Annotated in this window: 15 protein-coding genes and 4 tRNA genes; 14 read left to right on the forward strand and 5 right to left on the reverse strand. The window is 57.9% G+C overall.

Going from position 1 to position 19732, the window contains the following annotated elements:
* Positions 1 to 45: 45 nt before the first annotated feature.
* From wecB to V7Q49_RS21005, 13 genes are all read left to right on the forward strand, one after another.
* On the forward strand, positions 46 to 1176 hold the full coding sequence (gene wecB, locus V7Q49_RS20945) for a non-hydrolyzing UDP-N-acetylglucosamine 2-epimerase (RefSeq protein WP_333854834.1): 1131 nt from the start codon (positions 46 to 48) through the stop codon (positions 1174 to 1176).
* Entirely contained in the window at positions 1173 to 2435 is a 1263-nt protein-coding gene (gene wecC / locus V7Q49_RS20950) for a UDP-N-acetyl-D-mannosamine dehydrogenase (RefSeq protein WP_333854835.1), read from the forward strand. The genes wecB and wecC overlap by 4 nt, the downstream gene beginning before the upstream one ends.
* Positions 2432 to 3109 (forward strand): dTDP-4-amino-4,6-dideoxy-D-galactose acyltransferase, encoded by a 678-nt coding sequence (gene rffC / locus V7Q49_RS20955; protein WP_333854836.1) that lies wholly within the window; start codon positions 2432 to 2434, stop codon positions 3107 to 3109. The genes wecC and rffC overlap by 4 nt, the downstream gene beginning before the upstream one ends.
* A 4-nt stretch (positions 3110 to 3113) precedes the next feature.
* The gene (rffA, locus tag V7Q49_RS20960; protein ID WP_333854837.1) at positions 3114 to 4244 is read left to right on the forward strand and encodes a dTDP-4-amino-4,6-dideoxygalactose transaminase; all 1131 of its coding nucleotides are present in this window, start codon (positions 3114 to 3116) and stop codon (positions 4242 to 4244) included.
* Position 4245: 1 nt separating this feature from the next.
* Positions 4246 to 5496: a lipid III flippase WzxE gene (gene wzxE, locus V7Q49_RS20965; RefSeq protein ID WP_333854838.1), complete on the forward strand. Its 1251-nt coding sequence runs from the start codon at positions 4246 to 4248 to the stop codon at positions 5494 to 5496.
* Complete coding sequence (locus tag V7Q49_RS20970; RefSeq protein WP_333854840.1) at positions 5493 to 6572, forward strand: TDP-N-acetylfucosamine:lipid II N-acetylfucosaminyltransferase; 1080 nt, start codon at positions 5493 to 5495, stop codon at positions 6570 to 6572. Before wzxE ends, V7Q49_RS20970 begins: the two co-directional genes overlap by 4 nt.
* Positions 6569 to 7921: an ECA oligosaccharide polymerase gene (wzyE, locus tag V7Q49_RS20975; protein WP_333854842.1), complete on the forward strand. Its 1353-nt coding sequence runs from the start codon at positions 6569 to 6571 to the stop codon at positions 7919 to 7921. Before V7Q49_RS20970 ends, wzyE begins: the two co-directional genes overlap by 4 nt.
* Positions 7922 to 7933: 12 nt before the next feature.
* Complete coding sequence (gene wecG / locus V7Q49_RS20980; RefSeq protein WP_333854844.1) at positions 7934 to 8674, forward strand: lipopolysaccharide N-acetylmannosaminouronosyltransferase; 741 nt, start codon at positions 7934 to 7936, stop codon at positions 8672 to 8674.
* Between the two features lie 267 nt (positions 8675 to 8941).
* On the forward strand, positions 8942 to 10324 hold the full coding sequence (gene thrP, locus V7Q49_RS20985) for a bifunctional threonine/serine APC transporter ThrP (protein WP_333854846.1): 1383 nt from the start codon (positions 8942 to 8944) through the stop codon (positions 10322 to 10324).
* 105 nt (positions 10325 to 10429) lie between these two features.
* Positions 10430 to 10506, forward strand: a tRNA-Arg gene (locus V7Q49_RS20990).
* A 73-nt stretch (positions 10507 to 10579) separates the two neighbouring features.
* Positions 10580 to 10655 (forward strand) — tRNA-His (locus V7Q49_RS20995).
* Positions 10656 to 10676: 21 nt separating this feature from the next.
* A tRNA-Leu gene (locus V7Q49_RS21000) sits at positions 10677 to 10762 on the forward strand.
* A gap of 43 nt (positions 10763 to 10805) precedes the next feature.
* Positions 10806 to 10882, forward strand: a tRNA-Pro gene (locus V7Q49_RS21005).
* Positions 10883 to 11382: 500 nt separating this feature from the next.
* On the opposite strand, the gene V7Q49_RS21010 is transcribed toward V7Q49_RS21005, so the two are convergent.
* The 5 genes from V7Q49_RS21010 to hemC all read right to left on the reverse strand — a co-directional run bounded on the left by V7Q49_RS21010 (position 11383) and on the right by hemC (position 16822).
* Positions 11383 to 12588: an MFS transporter gene (locus V7Q49_RS21010; protein ID WP_333854848.1), complete on the reverse strand. Its 1206-nt coding sequence runs from the start codon at positions 12586 to 12588 to the stop codon at positions 11383 to 11385.
* Positions 12589 to 12747: 159 nt separating this feature from the next.
* Positions 12748 to 13947 carry a protoheme IX biogenesis protein HemY gene (gene hemY / locus V7Q49_RS21015; protein ID WP_333854850.1) on the reverse strand — a complete coding sequence of 400 codons (1200 nt, stop codon included), beginning with the start codon at positions 13945 to 13947 and terminating at the stop codon, positions 12748 to 12750.
* Between the two features lie 2 nt (positions 13948 to 13949).
* Complete coding sequence (hemX, locus tag V7Q49_RS21020; protein WP_333854852.1) at positions 13950 to 15122, reverse strand: uroporphyrinogen-III C-methyltransferase; 1173 nt, start codon at positions 15120 to 15122, stop codon at positions 13950 to 13952.
* A gap of 21 nt (positions 15123 to 15143) precedes the next feature.
* The gene (gene hemD / locus V7Q49_RS21025; RefSeq protein ID WP_333854854.1) at positions 15144 to 15884 is read right to left on the reverse strand and encodes a uroporphyrinogen-III synthase; all 741 of its coding nucleotides are present in this window, start codon (positions 15882 to 15884) and stop codon (positions 15144 to 15146) included.
* Entirely contained in the window at positions 15881 to 16822 is a 942-nt protein-coding gene (gene hemC, locus V7Q49_RS21030) for a hydroxymethylbilane synthase (protein ID WP_333854856.1), read from the reverse strand. Before hemC ends, hemD begins: the two co-directional genes overlap by 4 nt.
* Positions 16823 to 17166: 344 nt before the next feature.
* On the opposite strand from hemC, the gene cyaA reads away from it, so the two are divergent.
* Complete coding sequence (gene cyaA, locus V7Q49_RS21035; RefSeq protein WP_333854858.1) at positions 17167 to 19713, forward strand: class I adenylate cyclase; 2547 nt, start codon at positions 17167 to 17169, stop codon at positions 19711 to 19713.
* Positions 19714 to 19732 lie beyond the last annotated feature (19 nt).

A 19732-nucleotide genomic window follows, 5' to 3' on the forward strand; every position in this document is an offset into this window, starting at 1 on the left:
CGATGAAGGCTTATGGCCTTCATCGCCTAATCGAAGAGAATCGATGTGAAAGTACTCACTGTCTTTGGTACGAGGCCGGAAGCCATTAAGATGGCGCCTCTGGTTCATGCGCTTGCAAGCGACCCTTATTTTGAGGCGAAAGTTTGCGTTACCGCGCAGCATCGGGAGATGCTGGATCAGGTCCTTAACCTCTTTTCTATTGTTCCCGATTACGATCTTAATATTATGAAGCCGGGACAAGGATTAACCGAAATTACCTGCCGTATTCTGGAAGGGTTAAAACCCATTCTGGAGTCGTTTAAGCCTGATGTCGTGCTGGTGCACGGCGATACGACAACCACTATCGCCACCAGCCTGGCGGCGTTTTACCAGCGTATTCCAGTGGGGCATGTCGAAGCCGGATTGCGTACCGGCGATCTCTCCTCACCCTGGCCTGAAGAGGCGAACCGTACTCTGACCGGGCATCTGGCGATGTATCACTTCGCGCCGACGGAGAACTCCCGTCAGAACCTGCTGCGCGAGAACGTCAACGACCAGCATATCTTTGTCACCGGCAACACGGTGATCGACGCCCTGATCTGGGTGCGTGACCGGGTGCTGGCAAGCGATACCCTGCGCGGGGAGCTGGCCGAGCGATATCCGTTCCTGGCGAATGGCAAAAAGATGATCCTGGTAACCGGGCACCGTCGGGAAAGCTTTGGCCAGGGCTTCGAGCAGATCTGTCATGCACTGGCGGAAATCGCAGCACTTAATGAAGATGTGCAGATTGTCTATCCGGTGCACCTGAATCCTAACGTCAGTGAGCCGGTCAATCGCATCCTGGGGCACGTCAAAAACGTCATACTTATTGAGCCGCAGGACTATCTGCCTTTCGTCTGGCTGATGAACCATGCCTGGCTGATCCTGACCGACTCTGGCGGTATTCAGGAAGAGGCGCCTTCGCTGGGTAAACCGGTGCTGGTGATGCGTGAAACCACCGAGCGCCCGGAAGCGGTCAAAGCCGGAACCGTACGGCTGGTGGGCACCGATTCACGACTGATCGTGAAAGAGGTGACGCGCCTGCTGCACGACGATAAAGAGTATCAGGCCATGAGCCGGGCCCATAATCCCTATGGTGACGGACAGGCCTGTGACCGTATTTTGCACGCACTTAAACACAATCGGGTATCGCTATGAGTTTTAAGACCATTTCTGTCATTGGGCTTGGCTACATTGGGCTGCCAACGGCGGCGGCATTTGCCTCCCGTCAAACACAGGTAGTGGGTGTGGACATCAACCAGCATGCGGTTGCGACCATCAACAGAGGTGAAATTCACATTGTTGAGCCGGATCTCGACAAGGTGGTGAAGACGGCCGTTGAGGGAGGATACCTGAAGGCCAGCACCACGCCGGTAGCCGCCGATGCCTATCTGATTGCCGTGCCGACGCCGTTCAAAGGCGACCATGAGCCGGATATGGTGTATGTCGAAGCGGCCGCGAAATCCATCGCCCCGGTGCTGAAAAAAGGTGCCCTGGTGATCCTCGAGTCGACCTCCCCGGTGGGCGCTACCGAGCAGATGGCGCAGTGGCTGGCCGAGGCGCGCCCGGATCTGACCTTCCCGCAGCAGGCGGGCGAGCAGGCTGATATCAACGTCGCCTACTGCCCGGAGCGCGTGCTGCCGGGGCAGGTCATGGTCGAACTGATTAAAAACGATCGCGTTATTGGCGGCATGACGCCAGTCTGTTCCGCCCGTGCCAGCGAGCTGTACAACATCTTCCTGGAAGGCGAATGCGTGGTGACCAACTCCCGTACCGCCGAGATGTGCAAGCTGACGGAAAACAGCTTCCGCGACGTCAATATCGCGTTTGCCAATGAGCTGTCGCTGATTTGCGCCGATCAGGGGATCAACGTCTGGGAATTGATTCGTCTGGCGAACCGCCACCCGCGCGTCAATATCCTGCAACCCGGCCCGGGCGTAGGCGGCCACTGTATCGCGGTCGACCCGTGGTTTATCGTGGCGCAGAACCCGCAGCAGGCGCGTCTGATCCGTACGGCCCGCGAAGTGAACGACAGTAAACCGCACTGGGTACTGAACCAGGTGAAAGCCACGGTGGCGGATTGCCTGACTCAGAGCGGCAAGCGGGCGAACGAGGTGACCATCGCCTGTTTCGGTCTCGCCTTTAAGCCGAACATCGACGATCTGCGTGAAAGCCCGGCGATGGAAATTGCCGAGATGATTGCCGACTGGCACAGCGGCGAAACGCAGGTGGTTGAACCCAATATTCATGAGCTGCCGAAAAAACTGGCCGGCCACTGCACCCTGACAAGCGTTGATGATGCGCTGGCAACCGCGGATGTGCTGGTGCTGCTGGTGGACCATAACGCCTTTAAAGCGATCCCGGGTGATGCCGTGCGTCAGGCGTTTATCGTGGATACCAAAGGTGTCTGGCGTTGAGTCAGCTGCGTGGCGCGTTACAGCCGCTGGACTGGGAAAGTCAATTCTTTGCCCTGCCCACGGCCCTTGTGCGCCTGTCTGATGACGCTCCGTTGCTGTCGACCGAAGATGTAGCCGCCTGGCAACGCGTACAGGCCAAAATTCCGGCCGCCCGCGCCGACTGGCTGGATGCGCTCCAGCAACTGGGGTTCAGGCTCGTCGAAGGTGAAGCCGATCTCGCGATTAAGGTGACGCAGCACGTCTGCTCAGGGGCGGAGATCGCCACAGAGCAAGATATCCCGGCGCTGCGCCAGCTGGCCGCACAGGCGTTCGGGCAGAGCCGCTTTCGTGCCCCGTGGTACGCCCCGGACGACAGCGGCCGCTTTTACGCTCAATGGATCGAAAATGCGGTAAAAGGCACCTTTGACCATCTCTGCCTGGTGTTCCGCGCGCCGGATAGCGCCATCCGGGGTTTTGTTTCCCTGCGTAAACTGAATGACACCGACGCGCGTATCGGCCTGCTGGCCGGGCGCGGCATGGGCGAGCAGTTAATGCAGGCGGCGCTGGGCTGGGCTCAGCAACAGCAGCTTTCAACTTTGCGGGTGGCGACCCAGATGGGCAACACCGCCGCGCTTAAACGTTATATCGCAAGCGGTGGCAACATCGAAACGACCGCTTACTGGCTATACAGGTGACAAGATGATCCCATTTAATGCGCCTCCCGTGGTGGGCACCGAACTCGATTACATGCAGTCTGCGATGGGCAGCGGCAAACTTTGTGGCGATGGTGGCTATACGCGCCGTTGCCAGCAGTGGATGGAGCAGCGTTTTCAGAGCGCGAAGGTCCTGCTGACCCCGTCCTGCACCGCCTCGCTGGAGATGGCAGCCCTGCTGCTGGACATCGGCCCTGGCGATGAAGTGATTATGCCGAGCTACACCTTCGTTTCGACCGCCAATGCCTTCGTGCTGCGCGGAGCAAAAATTGTCTTCGTGGATATCCGTCCGGATACCATGAACATCGATGAGAAGCTGATTGAAGCGGCGATCACCGACAAGACCCGTGCCATCGTGCCGGTACACTATGCCGGCGTGGCGTGCGAGATGGACACCATCATGGCGATCGCCAAAAAGCACAACCTGTATGTGGTAGAAGATGCCGCGCAGGGGGTGATGTCCACCTACAAAGGCCGCGCGCTGGGTACCATCGGTCATATTGGCTGCTTTAGCTTCCACGAAACCAAAAACTACACCGCAGGCGGTGAAGGTGGCGCGACCCTGATTAACGATCGCGCTCTGGTGGAGCGCGCGGAGATCATCCGCGAGAAAGGCACCAACCGCAGCCAGTTCTTCCGCGGGCAGGTGGATAAGTACACCTGGCGCGATATCGGCTCCAGCTACCTGATGGCGGATCTGCAGGCCGCATACCTGTGGGCACAGCTGGAGGCGGCTGACCGCATCAACCAGCAGCGTCTGGCGCTGTGGCAGACCTATTACGATGCGCTGGCCCCGCTGGCGCGCAAAGGCCGTATCGAGCTGCCGACCATCCCGACGGACTGCGTGCATAACGCGCATATGTTCTACATCAAGCTGCGGGATAACGACGATCGCAGTGAACTGATCGCGTACCTGAAAGAGGCGGAGATCCTGGCGGTGTTCCACTACATTCCGCTGCACTCCAGCCCGGCAGGGGAAGCCTTTGGTCAGTTCGTGGGTGAAGATCGCTTCACCACCAAAGAAAGTGAGCGGTTACTCCGCTTGCCGCTGTTCTATAACCTCGCTGCGGTCAACCAGCGCACGGTGATTAATACCCTGCTGAGTTATTTCGGCTGATATGTCTCTGGCGAAAGCATCGGTGTGGACCGCCGCGTCCACACTCGTCAAGATCGGCGCGGGACTGCTGGTCGTCAAACTGCTGGCCGTCTCATTTGGTCCGGCGGGCGTCGGGCAGGCGGGTAACTTCCGTCAGCTGGTCACCGTGCTGGGCGTACTGGCCGGGGCGGGGATCTTTAACGGCGTGACCAAGTACGTGGCGCAATATCATGACGATAAGGCGCAACTACGCACGGTGGTCGGAACCTCATCCGCGATGGTGCTGGGCTTTTCCACCCTGCTGGCGGTCATCTTTTTACTGGCGGCCGCGCCCATCAGCCAGGGGCTGTTTGGTCACACGGGCTATCAGGGTCTGGTGCGGCTGGTGGCGCTGGTGCAGATGGGTATCGCCTGGGCTAACCTGTTGCTGGCACTAATGAAGGGCTTCCGCGATGCCGCCGGTAACGCGCTGGCGCTGATTGTCGGCAGCGTGATTGGGGTGATTGCCTATTACGCCTGCTATCGTCTCGGCGGCTACGAAGGCGCGCTGCTGGGGCTGGCGCTGGTGCCCGCGCTGGTGGTGATCCCGGCGGCGGTGATGCTGATGCGCAGAGGCACGATCCCGCTGCACTATCTCAGGCCGAAATGGGACAACGTCCTCGCAGGACAACTGGGCAAATTTACCCTGATGGCGCTCATCACCTCCGTCACCCTGCCGGTGGCCTATGTGATGATGCGAAATCTGCTGGCGGCGCACTACAGCTGGGATGAGGTGGGGATCTGGCAAGGGGTCAGCAGCATCTCCGATGCCTACCTGCAGTTTATTACCGCCTCCTTTAGCGTCTACCTGCTGCCCACTCTGTCACGCCTGACCGGGCGTCAGGAGATCACCCGCGAGATACTGCGTTCCCTGCGCTTTGTCTTACCGGCGGTGGCTGTGGCCAGCTTTACCGTCTGGTTGCTGCGCGATGTTGCCATCTGGCTGCTGTTCTCCGACAAATTTACCGCAATGCGCGATCTGTTTGCCTGGCAGCTGGTGGGCGATGTGCTGAAAGTAGGCGCTTACGTCTTTGGCTATCTGGTGATCGCCAAAGCCTCGCTGCGGCTCTATATTCTCGCGGAAATCAGCCAGTTCACCTTGCTGACGGCATTTTCGCACTGGCTGATCCCTACGCACGGCGCGCTGGGGGCGGCTCAGGCCTATATGGCTACCTACATCGTCTATTTTGCTGCCTGTTGCGGCGTCTTTTTACTTTGGCATAAACGCGCATGACTGCACTGATTCACGTCCTGGGATCGGATATCCCACATCATAACCAGACCGTACTGCGGTTCTTTAACGATGAGCTGGCACCCGGCAGCGCCCTGGCGCGCGAATTTATGGTGGTGGGGAAGGATTCCGGCCTGAGCGCCGCCTGCCCGGCGCTACAGCTGACCTTCTGGCCGGACAAAGCCTCGCTTGCCAAAGCGGTGATGGCGAAAGCCAAAGCCGATCGCCAGCAGCGTTTCTTTTTCCATGGGCAGTTTAATACCGGCCTGTGGCTGGCGCTGCTGAGCGGCGGCATCAGGCCTGCGCAGTTTAACTGGCATATCTGGGGGGCGGATCTGTATGAAGTCTCTCAGGGCTGGAAATTCCGTCTCTTCTATCCGCTGCGTCGCATGGCGCAGGGGCGGGTGGGCTGCATCTTTGCCACCCGCGGCGATCTGAACTACTTTGCCCAACGTCACCCGAACGTCCGCGGCGAGCTGCTCTATTTTCCGACCCGCATGGATCCGGCCCTGAATGGGTTAGCCAGCGATGTGAAGCGCGAGGGCAAGCTGACGATACTGGTGGGCAATTCCGGGGATCGCAGTAATGAACATATTGCCGCTCTGAAGGCGGTGCATCAGCAATTTGGCGATACGGTCAACGTGATCGTGCCCATGGGCTATCCTGCTAATAACGCGGCGTACATCGATGAAGTCCGTCAGAGCGGGCTGGCGCTGTTCAGTGCGGAGAATCTGCAGATCCTCAGCGATAAGCTGGCCTTTGACGACTACCTCGCCTTGCTGCGCCAGTGCGATCTTGGCTACTTCATCTTCGCGCGCCAGCAGGGGATTGGCACGCTGTGTCTGCTGATCCAGGCGGGCGTGCCCTGCGTGCTTAACCGCGATAACCCGTTCTGGCAGGACATGGCGGAGCAGCACATTCCGGTGCTGTTTACCACGGATGACCTGAATGAAGAGGTCGTCCGTGAAGCACAGCGGCAGCTGACGCAGGTGGATAAAAACGCCATTGATTTCTTCAGCCCGAACTACCTTACGCCGTGGCACCAGGCGCTGCGGATCGCCTCAGGGGAGAAAGCATGAGCCAGTTGCAATTTAGCGGCCTGTTGATCATCTGGCTTCTGAGCGCGCTGTTTATCGCCACCCTGACCTGGTTCGAGTTCCGGCGGGTGCGCTTTAACTTCAACGTCTTCTTCTCGCTGCTGTTTCTGCTGACCTTTTACTTTGGCTTCCCGCTGACCAGCGTACTGGTGTTCCGCTTCGATGTGGCCGTCGTACCGCCGGAGATCCTGATGCAGGCCCTGCTGTCGGCTACCTGCTTCTATGGAGTGTACTACGTCGCCTATAAGACGCGGCTGAAGCCCGCCCGTACTGACGCTGAGCGACGACCGCTGTTTACCATGAACCGGGTCGAGACGCATTTGACCTGGGTGATGCTGATGGGGATTGCGCTGATTACCGTCGGTATCTTCTTCATGCACAATGGTTTTTTGCTGTTTAAGCTGCACTCCTATAGCCAGATATTCTCCAGCGAAGTCTCCGGGGTGGCGCTTAAGCGCTTCTTCTACTTCTTCATTCCGGCGATGCTGGTGGTCTATTTTCTGCGCCAGGATGCCCGGGCATGGCTGTTTTTCCTCGTCAGCACCGTGGCGTTTGGCCTGCTGACCTACATGATTGTCGGCGGCACGCGCGCCAACATTATCATCGCCTTTGCCATCTTCCTGTTTATTGGCATCATTCGCGGCTGGATCTCGCTGTGGATGCTGGCTGCGGCGGGGGTGATGGGGATTGTCGGCATGTTCTGGCTGGCGCTGAAACGCTATGGCATGGACGTCAGCGGCGATGAGGCGTTTTACACCTTCCTGTACCTCACCCGCGATACCTTCTCGCCCTGGGAGAACCTGGCCCTGCTGCTGCAAAACTACGACAAAATCGACTTCCAGGGGCTGGCACCCATCGTGCGCGATTTTTATGTCTTTATCCCCACCTGGCTGTGGCCGGACAGGCCGGGCGTGGTTCTGAACACCGCCAACTACTTTACCTGGGAAGTGCTGAACAACCACTCCGGGCTGGCGATCTCACCGACGCTGATCGGCTCGCTGGTAGTCATGGGCGGCGGCTGGTTCATCCTGCCGGGGGCGATTGCCGTGGGGCTGATTATCAAGTGGTTCGACTGGCTCTATACGCTGGGCAATCAGGAGACCAATCGCTATAAAGCAGCGATTTTGCATAGTTTCTGTTTCGGTGCCATTTTCAATATGATCGTGCTGGCGCGAGAGGGGCTGGATTCGTTCGTCTCCCGCGTGGTCTTTTTCATGGTGGTTTTTGGCGCCTGCCTGCTGATGGCGAAGCTGCTGTACTGGTTGTTCGACAGCGCCGGGTTAGTGCATAAGCGCGAGCCGGCACGCGGCAGGACGCTTTCGCGAGTCTGAGTAAGGATAATAATGACTGATAATACCTCTGCGCCGCAGTATGAGCTTCGGGGCCTGAAGCTGATCGGCTGGCGTGATATGCGACATGCGCTGGACTACCTGTGTGCCGGTAATGGGATCAGAACCGGCACGCTGGTGGCCATCAATGCAGAAAAAATGCTTACCATTGAGGATAACGCCCAGGTGCGCGATCTCATTGAGGCAGCAGAATTTAAATACGCTGACGGTATCAGCGTGGTGCGTTCTGTGCGGAAGAAATACCCGGATGCGAACATCTCCCGCGTGGCCGGTGCCGACCTCTGGGAAGCCCTGATGGTCCGGGCAGGCGCAGACGGCACGCCGGTGTTCCTCATCGGCGGAAAACCGCAGATTCTGGCGCAAACCGAGCAGAAGCTGCGTGCCCAGTGGCAGGTGAATATCGTCGGTAGCCAGGACGGTTATTTCAGCGCCGATGAGCAGCAGGCGCTGTTTGCCCGCATTCGTGACAGCGGGGCGAAGATTATTACCGTGGCGATGGGCTCCCCGCGCCAGGAGATCCTGATGCGCGACTGCCGTCAGGTCTACCCGGACGCGCTCTATATGGGCGTGGGCGGCACCTATGACGTCTTTACCGGCCATGTGAAGCGTGCGCCAAAGGTATGGCAGAACCTGGGGCTGGAGTGGCTGTATCGCCTGTTATCACAGCCCAGCCGCATCACTCGCCAGCTGCGTCTGCTGCGTTATCTCGGCTGGCACTACTCCGGTCGGCTTTAAACTGTTATTTGCAGCGCGATCTGCTGTTCGCGCTGCAACCTGCCTGCAAACCTGCTGCTTTTCTGTGCAATACATTCATTTTTTTAACGCATCATTTGCCATTTCATAAAATTTAAGAAACCATTCCTCCCCGCACGAGCGTACCAGGCTGTTTTTGCATCAACCCTTAACATAAAGGGTCCATGCCGCACAGCCTGTGATAGCACATCTGTACCTATAACAATAACCGGCTCAGGCCGGGAGAGTCGCAAGCACAACCGAGGATTTATGGCAGAGAAAAAACCGGAGCTACAGCGTGGGCTGGAAGCTCGTCATATAGAACTTATCGCCCTTGGCGGGACCATTGGCGTCGGCCTGTTTATGGGCTCCGCCAGCACCCTGAAATGGGCAGGACCATCGGTCCTGCTGGCGTATATCATTGCCGGGCTGTTCGTCTTCTTTATCATGCGCTCGATGGGCGAAATGCTGTTCCTTGAACCGGTTGCCGGTTCGTTCGCCGTCTACGCTCACCGCTACATGAGCCCGTTCTTTGGTTATCTCACGGCCTGGTCCTATTGGTTTATGTGGATGGCGGTAGGGATATCGGAGATCACCGCCATCGGGGTCTACGTGCAGTTCTGGTTCCCGGAGATGGCGCAATGGATACCTGCGCTGATCGCCGTGGGGCTGGTGGCGCTGGCTAATCTCGCGGCCGTGCGTCTGTACGGTGAGATCGAATTCTGGTTCGCGATGATCAAAGTCACCACCATCATCGTGATGATTGTTATCGGGGTCGGGGTGATCTTCTTCGGCTTTGGCAACGGTGGGCAGGCTATTGGCTTTGGCAACCTGACCGGGCACGGCGGATTCTTTGCCGGCGGCTGGAAGGGCTTCCTGACCGCGCTCTGTATCGTAGTGGCCTCCTATCAGGGCGTTGAGCTGATCGGTATTACCGCCGGTGAAGCTAAAAACCCGCAGGTGACCCTGCGCAGTGCGGTAGGCAAGGTGCTGTGGCGTATCCTGATTTTCTACGTGGGCGCGATTTTCGTCATCGTCACCATCTTCCCGTGGAATGAGATTGGCAGCAACGGCAGTCCGTTTGTGCTGACCTTCGCCAAAATCGGTATTACCGCGGCGGCAGGCATTATCAACTTTGTGGTGCTGACGGCGGCGCTGTCCGGCTGTAACAGCGGCATGTACAGCTGCGGGCGTATGCTTTATGCCCTGGCGAAAAACCGCCAGCTTCCGGCGGCGGTAGGTAAGGTCTCCCGCGCGGGGGTACCGGTGGCGGGCGTTGCCATCTCGATTGTCATTCTGCTGGTGGGGTCATGCCTGAACTACATCATCCCGAACCCGCAGCGTGTCTTTGTCTACGTATACAGCGCCAGCGTTCTCCCGGGCATGGTGCCGTGGTTTGTGATCCTGATTAGCCAGCTGCGTTTCCGTCAGGCACATAAAAAAGCGATCGCCAGCCATCCGTTCCGCTCCATTCTGTTCCCGTGGGCGAACTATATGACCATGGCCTTCCTGATCTGCGTCCTGATCGGCATGTACTTCAACGAAGATACCCGCATGTCACTGTATGTCGGGATGATATTTATCGCTGCCGTAAGCCTCGGATATAAGCTTTTTGGCCTAGGTCGACACGTCGAAAGGGCAAAAACGCAGTAATATGCGGCAAAGTGCGCAAACTGTAATCAAACGCGCATTTATTTTAAAAAAGCACTAGACAGCAGAGCGAGACCTCCGTAATATCCAGCCCCGCAACGGCGCTAAGCGCCCGTAGCTCAGCTGGATAGAGCGCTGCCCTCCGGAGGCAGAGGTCTCAGGTTCGAATCCTGTCGGGCGCACCATTTTACCCGGTGCTGGAGCTGCGGTGGTCTGTTAAGTAGGCAGAACCGCGTGGAAGTAAAGAATTAAGTAGTGGTGGCTATAGCTCAGTTGGTAGAGCCCTGGATTGTGATTCCAGTTGTCGTGGGTTCGAATCCCATTAGCCACCCCATTATTTGAAAAGTTGTGAATTGCGAAGGTGGCGGAATTGGTAGACGCGCTAGCTTCAGGTGTTAGTGTCCTTAGGATGTGGGGGTTCGAGTCCCCCCCCTCGCACCACGACTTTTAATGAATTGAACTAAAAATTCAAAAAGCAGTACAACGGCGAGTAGCGCAGCTTGGTAGCGCAACTGGTTTGGGACCAGTGGGTCGGAGGTTCGAATCCTCTCTCGCCGACCAATTTTGAACCCCGCTTCGGCGGGGTTTTTTGTTTTCTGCTATTCTTCCCTTGTTGCTGATTGCCGACAGCGATATTCAGTTATGTCGTGAATAAGTGACACTTAACTTCCTGAAAAATAAAAATATATCCCTTTCCGTGCCGGGGTGTCGTTTTCAGGAGACACTTTGCCCGCGATCCCGTTGGAATTTGCCGTCCGTAACCTGCCCAACTGGCATAATTTCCTTTTATCTTAAAAAGTTGGAGATCGGACAACTTCCCTGTGCAAACCTGGCATGTTGCGTGCAATAATATACGTGTAGATGCTCATTCCATCTCTTATGTTCGCCTTAGTGCCTCATAAACCCCGGAATGATGCAGAGCCATTTACGGTGCTTATCGTCCACTGACAGATGTCGCTTCGGCCTCATCAAACACCATGGGCACAACGTTGAGTGAAGCACCACAAGTTGTCGAACAGACCTGTTTAACGCCTGCTTTTTAGCAGGCGTTTTTTTATGCCTTATTTGCAGTAGCGCGTCAGGATCGCCACCACCATCAGCAAGGCACAGCCCGACACGCCGTACAGCGCCTGCAGCGGCCCCAGCACGTCAGCAACCAGCGCCGTGAGGCAGGTAAAGAGTGATGCGCTGGCGGTTTGCCATCGCCACGCCTTGCCGCTGGCAGAGGAGACCTGGCCGATCGGAAAGCTGCTCAACAGGCTAAACGTGCCCACCGCAAAAACAATGTTCGAGGCCAGATGGGCGATAAACACCGCCCCCAGCGCTTGCATCCCCGACAGCAGCGGGACCGTCCCGTAGGCGAGTAAAAAGAGCCCAAGGCAGGTCAGCAGGAGGCGGTTGCGCCCGGCGTAGCGTGGCAGGCTCTCTCTTTTCAGCAGCAGCGGGCCGCACAGCTGTCCCATGCTGCGGGCAAAGAGTAAGGGCAGGGCCAGCCCGGCGGCGGCATCCGGTTCGATCTGCTGCGCCAGGGCAGGCAGTAGCGCCATGGCGGGCGATCCCACAGCGGCAAGGGCGGGGAGCAGCAACAGGCTGCGTTTTTGCAGCGGAGCCAGCGCCTGCCAGCGTACCGCCACCGGTCTTTCGGTTTCTGCTGCCTGCTCAGGTGCCAGAGACGGTAACGCGCTGCCGGCAAGAAGCAGCATCAGCAAGGAGCCCACAAAGGTCAGCGCGTCGATCCCCAGCAGGGCCATAGCAGGCACATGATGGAATAGCATCATACCCAGCCCGGTGCCCAGCAACACTTGCGACGCAAAAATCATCGTCTCCAGGCATGTCGCCGCAGGCAGCTCGGCTTCGGATAATCCCCGTCGGAACAACAGGGTCAGCGCGGGCCAGCTCATGCCCGCCAGAAACGCCTCGGTGGACTGAACCGCCAGCAGCGCCACTATGCTGTGATACTGAATACCCAGCAGGGGAAACAGCAGGGCGATCAGGCCCAGCCATTCGGTCAGAACCAGCAGGCGGATGGGCGAAAAGCGCATACAGAGCTTCTCCCCGACGAGACTGCCCAGGAATCCCGGTAGCATGGCAAACAGGTATGCCATAGTCAGTAAAGAGGGGGGGCCCCGCCAGTCCAGCAGCAGGCCAAAGACCATCACCTGGGTTAAGCCATTCCCCACAGAGGTGAACAGAAAAGCGCAGGCCAGCAGGCGCAGCCAGCGATGGCAGCGGAGCGCGCAAAAAAGCGCATACAAAAGCGTGTTCATGAAACGATCCTTTCAAAAACGATGTCGTCCACGCCGCAAAGGCGTGTGCAGGAAAAATGTTTATTGAAAGGAAGTCGTTACATTGGCGGAGGCGGTCTCATGAAGAAGATGCAAACAATGTAGCAAATAAAAAAGGAGGCCGTCAGGCCTCCTTTGCAATTACTGCTGCGGGGGATTGTTCTGCAACGTCAGCAGCAGGCCATCACGACGCATCGCGGCGGCTTCTTCAGGCAGATGTAGCTTGTCCAGGGTATCCGCCAGCCAGGCGTAATCGAACGCATCCGGGCGCTGTTTTAACGCGGCGCGGAAGGCGAGGCTGGCCTCTTTCCATTCGCCATGTCTGGCCAGCGACTGACCGAGGGTGCTCCACAGCAGCGGCCGATCGCCCACGGTTTTGATCTGCTGGCGAAGCATTTTCTCAATCTGCTCCGGATTATTGGTTTTCAGACGCGGGATCACCATGACCAGCCGATCGTCATACTGGCGCTTCAGGCCATCAAGGATGATGCTCTGCGCGGTATCGTGATCGTCACACTCAATCAGGTGTTCCGCCATTGCCACCTGCAATGGCACCTGCTGGCGCGTTTTGCGGCTCTGATTTTTCCACCAGGCTTTCAGGCCATCGCTGCCCTGATCGGCACGCGCCTGGTCCATCAGACCAATCCAGGCCTGACGTTGCAGGTTGTCGCGCTGCTCATCATCACCCACCTCAGCTTTCGCCATTGACGGAATGATGTCCAGCAGCGAGCCCCATGCGCCGGTGCGAATATAGGCCTGCTCTGCCAGACGCAGAACTTCCGGATGACGCGGGGCGATCTCCAGCAGACGATCGACGCCGTGGCGGGCGGCATGGTTTTCGTTCCGCGCCAGCTGCAGACGTACCCGGGTGATCTCCACCGGGATCGGATCGTTTTCGGCCAGCTCGGAGGCGCGCTCCAGATGCTGATTAGCGCGCACTTCGTCGCCGCGCTGCTGGGCGGCTTCGGCAGCCAGCAGATAGTTAACTACGGGTTGTTCAGCGTGATCGGCGTTCTTCGACATCAGCTTCTCAACCTGCTGATAGTCACCTTCGGCCAGCTTCAGCAGCGCCTGTTCGGTCTGCTTGCGGGCGCGGCGGCGCTTGCGGCCGACAAACCAGCTGCGGGTATGCGCCCCGGTACGGAAGATGCGGCGCAGGATCCATTCGATCGCCAGAAACGCCACCATCACCAGGATCAGAATGATCACCAGCCCGGTGACGCTGGTTTCGATATTGTAGTTATCGGTCTGGATCAGCACGTAACCCTGATGACCCGCCAGCATAGGACCAAGCACGATCCCGGCGAGCAACAGTGCGAAGAGTAATAAGACTTTTAACATAATTACTCTCCTTGCGGCGCGCTGTCAGGGGCCGGAGCAGCAGCGGGAGCTTGCTCTGCGGCCACGCCCGGCTGTGCCAGCAGGTTGCGCACGCGCGTCTGCATCAGCTTCTCCAGAATCGGCTGGCTTTCCAGCTTATCCGGCACGTTCATGGTGATATTCTGCTGGCTCAGCTTATCCACGTCTTCGAGGAACGCCGTGGTGGTGGCATCGTCGGTATCGTAGTAAGCCCGCACCCAGGTCGAGACGTTATCCAGCGCCTGCTTGTAGGTCTCTTCCTGATGGCGAGGCACCGCCTGAGCGGCCACCAGCAGGCGAGAGCGCAGGTTTTCGCGCAGGTAGACGTCCTGATTCGGAGCTAACAGCGGTACGGTGGTCTCGTCGCGACGGCGTACGGTGATAAAGCTGTCCATAAAGTTCTGCCAGCTTTTCTGCAGGTTGACGCGCCACTCGCTCAGCGAGCTGGAGAGTTCGCTGCTGTCGGAATCCATCGGGGAGTCGTCGTCGTTATTGTCAGCCAGACGCAGGTTATCAATCTGGTTCGACAGCTGATTCACTTTCAGAATGATGCCGTCGTAGTCCACCTGCGAAACGGTCGCCAGGCTGGCGATATCTTCGGTGAGGGCGCGACGGGCAGCGATCAGGCTCGGATCGTTCATGTCGCCCAGGCTGGCGTCGGCGCTTTTCAGCAGCGCGGCGGCGGTGGTGACATCCTGATCGCTCCACAGCTTACGCCCGGCCAGTTTGACCAGGAAATCCGCCTGCGCCAGCAGCCAGGTTTTGGCGTCGGTGCCGGAAATGGCTGCGACTTTCTGCTGCATCTCATCAAGCTGCTTCGTCAGCTCGGCCTGCTGACGGTTCGCGTCGGCCAGCTGGGCTGCCTGCTGCTTGATCACTCCATCCAGCTCGGTTTTCTGCGCCTGCTGTGCCTGTTGCAGGGCGGTGACCTGGGCCACCAGCGCGTCGCTGGTGGCGGTCTGATGAGTGGCTTGTTTCTTCACCAGGCCGTACAGGCCGATGCCTGCGGCCAGCGCAATGGCGATGGCAATCGCGCTTAACGCCAGACTGGTTTTATTGCTGCCATGCTTTTTCTCTGTCGTTTCTGGCTGTGGCGTGGTGTCCACAGTCTCCCTGGTCTCTTCAACCACGGCGGAGGATTTTTCTTGTTCCGTCATTATGGCTTCCCATTATGAGAGTTATTGTAATGCGCGCAGCAGCGCATCGTTGTCGGCGTTATCAGCGATCCGAATATCTTGCCAGCCCAGTTCCCGGGCGAGGTTCGCCAGACGCTCACTGACGACCAGAAGCCGACAGCGGAGTAACCAGTTATCACGATACCATTGTGGGATCAGCGACCAGAGCTGTTGCAGCATTTCGCCGCTGGTCACCACCAGAGTGGTCACGCCGCGGGACTGCCAGCGCATCGCCTCTTCTGCACCGTCATAATATTTATTACAACGTTGATAACATTCGCAAAATGTCACTTCTGCTCCGCGCTCACGCAGCGTGTCGCCCAGCAGTTCTCGTCCACCGTTGCCGCGCAAAATCAGAATGCGCTTTCCCACAACAGTTTGTAATTCAGGTAATTGTAGCAACACTTCGCTGGTTTCCCGATCCAGCGGATAGCGGATGTCTTTGCCACTCTCGGTATGCAGCGCCAGGGCGGTGGTTCTGCCGATGGCAAAATAGCGTGGCGCATCCGGCCAGCGCTGGCCGTCCTGTTGCAGCCGGGCGTGGGCAAACTCCACGGCATGTTGTGACAGAGCAAACAGCATGTCATCGGCCTGCAGCGCGGCAAGATGGCCGGCGAGCAGGGGCAGTTCCCGGCCCGGGGAGAACTCAATCAGCGGAAAGCTCCACGCCACCTGCCCCAGTGTGCGCAGACGGCTCACTAACTCATCTCCAGCGGGAGAAGGGCGGGTGACGAGAATACTCATGCCGGGGGTTCTCCATTATAGACTTCCGCGAGAATTTCACGGGCGCCGTTATCAAGCAGCTCTTCAGCCAGCGAAATACCCAGCTGTTCTGCATCCTGGGGGTTACCACGGCGTTCGCCGCGCACCATCTGCGAACCGTCCGGCGCGCCAACCAGCGCACGCAGCCACAGTTCGCCATTAATTAATTCAGCATAGCTGCCAATCGGCACCTGACATCCCCCTTCAAGGCGGGTATTCATGGCGCGCTCCGCCTTGACGCGGATGACCGTCTCATCGTGATTGAGCGGTGCCAGCAGCGCATGGGTGCGTGTATCGTCGAGTCGGCACTCAATGCCCACCGCGCCCTGGCCGACGGCCGGCAGCGATTGTTCCGGTGGCAACGCCACCTTAATGCGCGACTCCAGATCCAGGCGTTTCAGGCCGGCTACCGCCAGGATGATGGCGTCATATTCGCCATTATCCAGCTTGCCGAGACGGGTACCGACGTTGCCGCGCAGCGAGCGGATCACCAGGTCCGGGCGGGACTCGGCCAGCTGACACTGGCGGCGTAAACTTGACGTGCCAACGATGCTGCCCTGGGGCAGCGCGTCCAGCGAGTCATAGCGGTTTGAAACAAAGGCGTCACGCGGATCTTCGCGCTCGCAGATGGTGACCAGCCCCAGCCCCTCAGGGAAATCAACCGGGACGTCCTTCATGGAGTGGACCGCAATATCGGCGCGATCCTCAAGCAGTGCCAGCTCCAGCTCTTTCACAAACAGGCCTTTGCCGCCTACTTTCGCCAGCGGTGTATCAAGAATGACATCGCCGCGCGTCACCATCGGCACCAGCTCAACCCGCAAGCCTTCATGGCAGGCTTCGAGGCGCTGCTTAACATAATGTGCCTGCCAGAGCGCGAGGGGGCTTTGGCGTGTGGCAATTCTTAAAACATTGTCTAACATGCTTGTTACCGTCTTAATCATCTACTGACCATCCTAACATTGTTGTCCTGGGAGTGTCAGGTTTACGGACGTTGAGGGGTTCAGGACAGGGCAGCGAGAGAGGTTGCCTGCTGCCGTATTCAGGAATTTACACGTACAGAACGGTGCTACACTTGTATGTAGCGCATCTTTCTTTACGGTCAAACGGCAAGGTGTTAAATTGATCACGTTTTAGACCATTTTTTCGTCTCCGAGACCATAAAGATAAGGGCGAAAAAGGGCGACGGTTACTTTCGAAATACTGCGAACGCGTAATTCTCGGTCCTGGTGAGGATTAGCGCCTTCTGAACATCAGGCGATACGTCTTGTACCTCTATATTGAGACTCTGAAACAGAGACTGGATGCCATCAACCAACTGCGTGTCGATCGCGCGCTTGCTGCGATGGGTCCTGCTTTCCAGCAGGTTTACAGTCTTCTGCCGACATTGTTGCACTATCACCACCCACTGATGCCGGGTTACCTCGACGGTAACGTTCCCAAGGGCATCTGCCTTTTCACGCCTGATGAAACCCAAGAACACTACCTGAAAGAGCTGGAACTCTACCGTGGCATGCCGCCGCAGGAGTCGCCGAAAGGTGAACTGCCGATCACCGGCGTTTACACCATGGGCAGTACCTCTTCGGTAGGGCAGAGCTGTTCTTCGGACCTCGATATCTGGGTCTGCCATCAATCCTGGCTCGATAACGACGAGCGCCAGCTGCTACAGCGTAAATGCAGCCTGCTGGAGAGCTGGGCGGCCTCGCTCGGCGTGGAGGTGAGCTTCTTCCTGATTGATGAAAACCGTTTCCGCCATAATGAAAGCGGCAGTCTGGGTGGTGAAGACTGCGGCTCGACGCAGCACATCTTGTTGCTGGATGAGTTTTACCGTACCGCCGTGCGCCTGGCCGGGAAGCGTATTCTCTGGAGTATGGTGCCGTGCGATGAAGAAGAGCATTACGACGATTACGTCATGAAGCTCTACGCCCAGGGGGTCCTGACGCCAAACGAGTGGCTGGATCTGGGCGGCTTAAGCTCCCTCTCTGCCGAAGAGTATTTCGGCGCGAGCCTGTGGCAGCTGTATAAAAGTATCGATTCCCCGTACAAAGCGGTGCTGAAAACCCTGCTGCTTGAAGCCTACTCGTGGGAATACCCGACGCCGCGCCTGCTGGCGAAAGACATCAAACAGCGTCTGCATGATGGCGAGATCGTCTCTTTCGGTCTTGATGCTTACTGCATGATGCTCGAACGCGTCACCGAATACCTGAAAGCCATCGACGATCCGACCCGTCTCGATCTGGTCCGTCGATGTTTCTATCTCAAAGTCTGTGAGAAGCTCAGCCGCGAACGCGCATGCGTCGGCTGGCGTCGTGAAGTGGTCAGTCAGTTAGTCAAAGAGTGGGGGTGGGACGAAGAGCGTCTGTCGATGCTCGATAACCGCGCCAACTGGAAGATCGATCAGGTGCGTGAAGCGCACAACGAACTGCTCGATGCCATGATGCAGAGCTACCGTAACCTGATCCGCTTTGCCCGTCGTAACAACCTCAGCGTTTCCGCCAGCCCGCAGGATATCGGTGTTCTGACCCGTAAGCTGTATGCCGCGTTTGAAGCCCTGCCGGGTAAAGTGACGCTGGTAAACCCGCAGATTTCGCCGGACCTGTCTGAACCGAACCTGACCTTTATCTATGTGCCGCCGGGTCGCGCCAACCGCACCGGGTGGTATCTGTACAACCGTGCGCCGAGCATGGACTCGATCATCAGCCATCAGCCGCTGGAGTATAACCGCTACCTGAACAAGCTGGTGGCCTGGGCCTGGTTTAACGGCCTGCTGACGTCACGTACCCGCCTGTTTATTAAGGGCAATGAGATCGTCGATCTTGCCAAACTGCAGGAGATGGTGGCGGATGTGTCGCACCACTTCCCGCTGCGGCTGCCTGCCCCGACGCCGAAAGCGCTCTACAGCCCGTGCGAAATCCGCCATCTGGCGATTATAGTCAACCTCGAATATGACCCGACGGCGGCGTTCCGCAATCAGGTGGTACATTTCGATTTCCGTAAGCTGGACGTATTTAGCTTTGGCGAGCAGCAAAACTGCCTGGTGGGCAGCGTCGATCTGCTCTACCGCAACTCGTGGAACGAAGTGCGTACGCTGCACTTCAACGGCGAGCAGGCGATGATCGAAGCGCTGAAAACCATTCTCGGCAAGATGCACCAGGATGCTGCTCCGCCGGACAGCGTTGAGGTGTTCTGCTATAGCCAGCATCTGCGCGGCCTGATCCGTACCCGCGTGCAGCAGCTGGTCTCCGAGTGTATCGATCTGCGTCTCTCTAGCACCCGTCAGGAAACGGGGCGCTTTAAGGCGCTGCGCGTCTCCGGGCAGACCTGGGGCTTGTTCTTTGAGCGCCTGAACGTGTCGGTGCAGAAGCTGGAAAATGCCATTGAGTTCTACGGTGCGATTTCGCACAACAAGCTGCACGGCCTGTCGGTTCAGGTTGAAACCAACCACGTCAAACTGCCGCAGGTGGTGGATGGCTTTGCCAGCGAAGGGATTATTCAGTTCTTCTTTGAAGAGTCGGGCGACGACGCCGGTTTCAATATCTACATCCTTGATGAAACCAACCGCGCCGAAGTGTATCACCACTGTGAAGGCAGCAAAGAGGAGCTGGTGCGCGACGTGAGCCGCTTCTACTCGTCCTCACATGACCGCTTCACCTACGGTTCAAGTTTTATCAACTTCAACCTGCCGCAGTTCTATCAGATTGTGAAGGTCGATGGCCGTGCACAGGTGATCCCGTTCCGCACCCAGGCGATTACCACCGCCGTGCCTGCCAGCCAGGACGCCAACACCCCGCTGTTGCAGCAGTATTTCTCCTGAGCCGCTGTGCCGGATGCGC

This window comes from Leclercia sp. (genome assembly GCF_036780805.1).
Taxonomy (GTDB): Bacteria; Pseudomonadota; Gammaproteobacteria; order Enterobacterales; family Enterobacteriaceae; genus Enterobacter.

What these genes read in the sequence shown, in the direction of transcription:
- wecC (WP_333854835.1), top strand. Translation starts at nt 1,173, where the DNA reads ATGAGTTTTAAGACCATTTCTGTCATTGGGCTTGGCTACATTGGGCTG.
- rffA (WP_333854837.1), top strand. Translation starts at nt 3,114, where the DNA reads ATGATCCCATTTAATGCGCCTCCCGTGGTGGGCACCGAACTCGATTAC.
- wzxE (WP_333854838.1), top strand. Translation starts at nt 4,246, where the DNA reads ATGTCTCTGGCGAAAGCATCGGTGTGGACCGCCGCGTCCACACTCGTC.
- V7Q49_RS20970 (WP_333854840.1), top strand. Translation starts at nt 5,493, where the DNA reads ATGACTGCACTGATTCACGTCCTGGGATCGGATATCCCACATCATAAC.
- wzyE (WP_333854842.1), top strand. Translation starts at nt 6,569, where the DNA reads ATGAGCCAGTTGCAATTTAGCGGCCTGTTGATCATCTGGCTTCTGAGC.
- wecG (WP_333854844.1), top strand. Translation starts at nt 7,934, where the DNA reads ATGACTGATAATACCTCTGCGCCGCAGTATGAGCTTCGGGGCCTGAAG.
- thrP (WP_333854846.1), top strand. Translation starts at nt 8,942, where the DNA reads ATGGCAGAGAAAAAACCGGAGCTACAGCGTGGGCTGGAAGCTCGTCAT.
- V7Q49_RS21010 (WP_333854848.1), bottom strand. Translation starts at nt 12,588, where the DNA reads ATGAACACGCTTTTGTATGCGCTTTTTTGCGCGCTCCGCTGCCATCGC.
- hemY (WP_333854850.1), bottom strand. Translation starts at nt 13,947, where the DNA reads ATGTTAAAAGTCTTATTACTCTTCGCACTGTTGCTCGCCGGGATCGTG.
- hemX (WP_333854852.1), bottom strand. Translation starts at nt 15,122, where the DNA reads ATGACGGAACAAGAAAAATCCTCCGCCGTGGTTGAAGAGACCAGGGAG.
- hemD (WP_333854854.1), bottom strand. Translation starts at nt 15,884, where the DNA reads ATGAGTATTCTCGTCACCCGCCCTTCTCCCGCTGGAGATGAGTTAGTG.
- hemC (WP_333854856.1), bottom strand. Translation starts at nt 16,822, where the DNA reads ATGTTAGACAATGTTTTAAGAATTGCCACACGCCAAAGCCCCCTCGCG.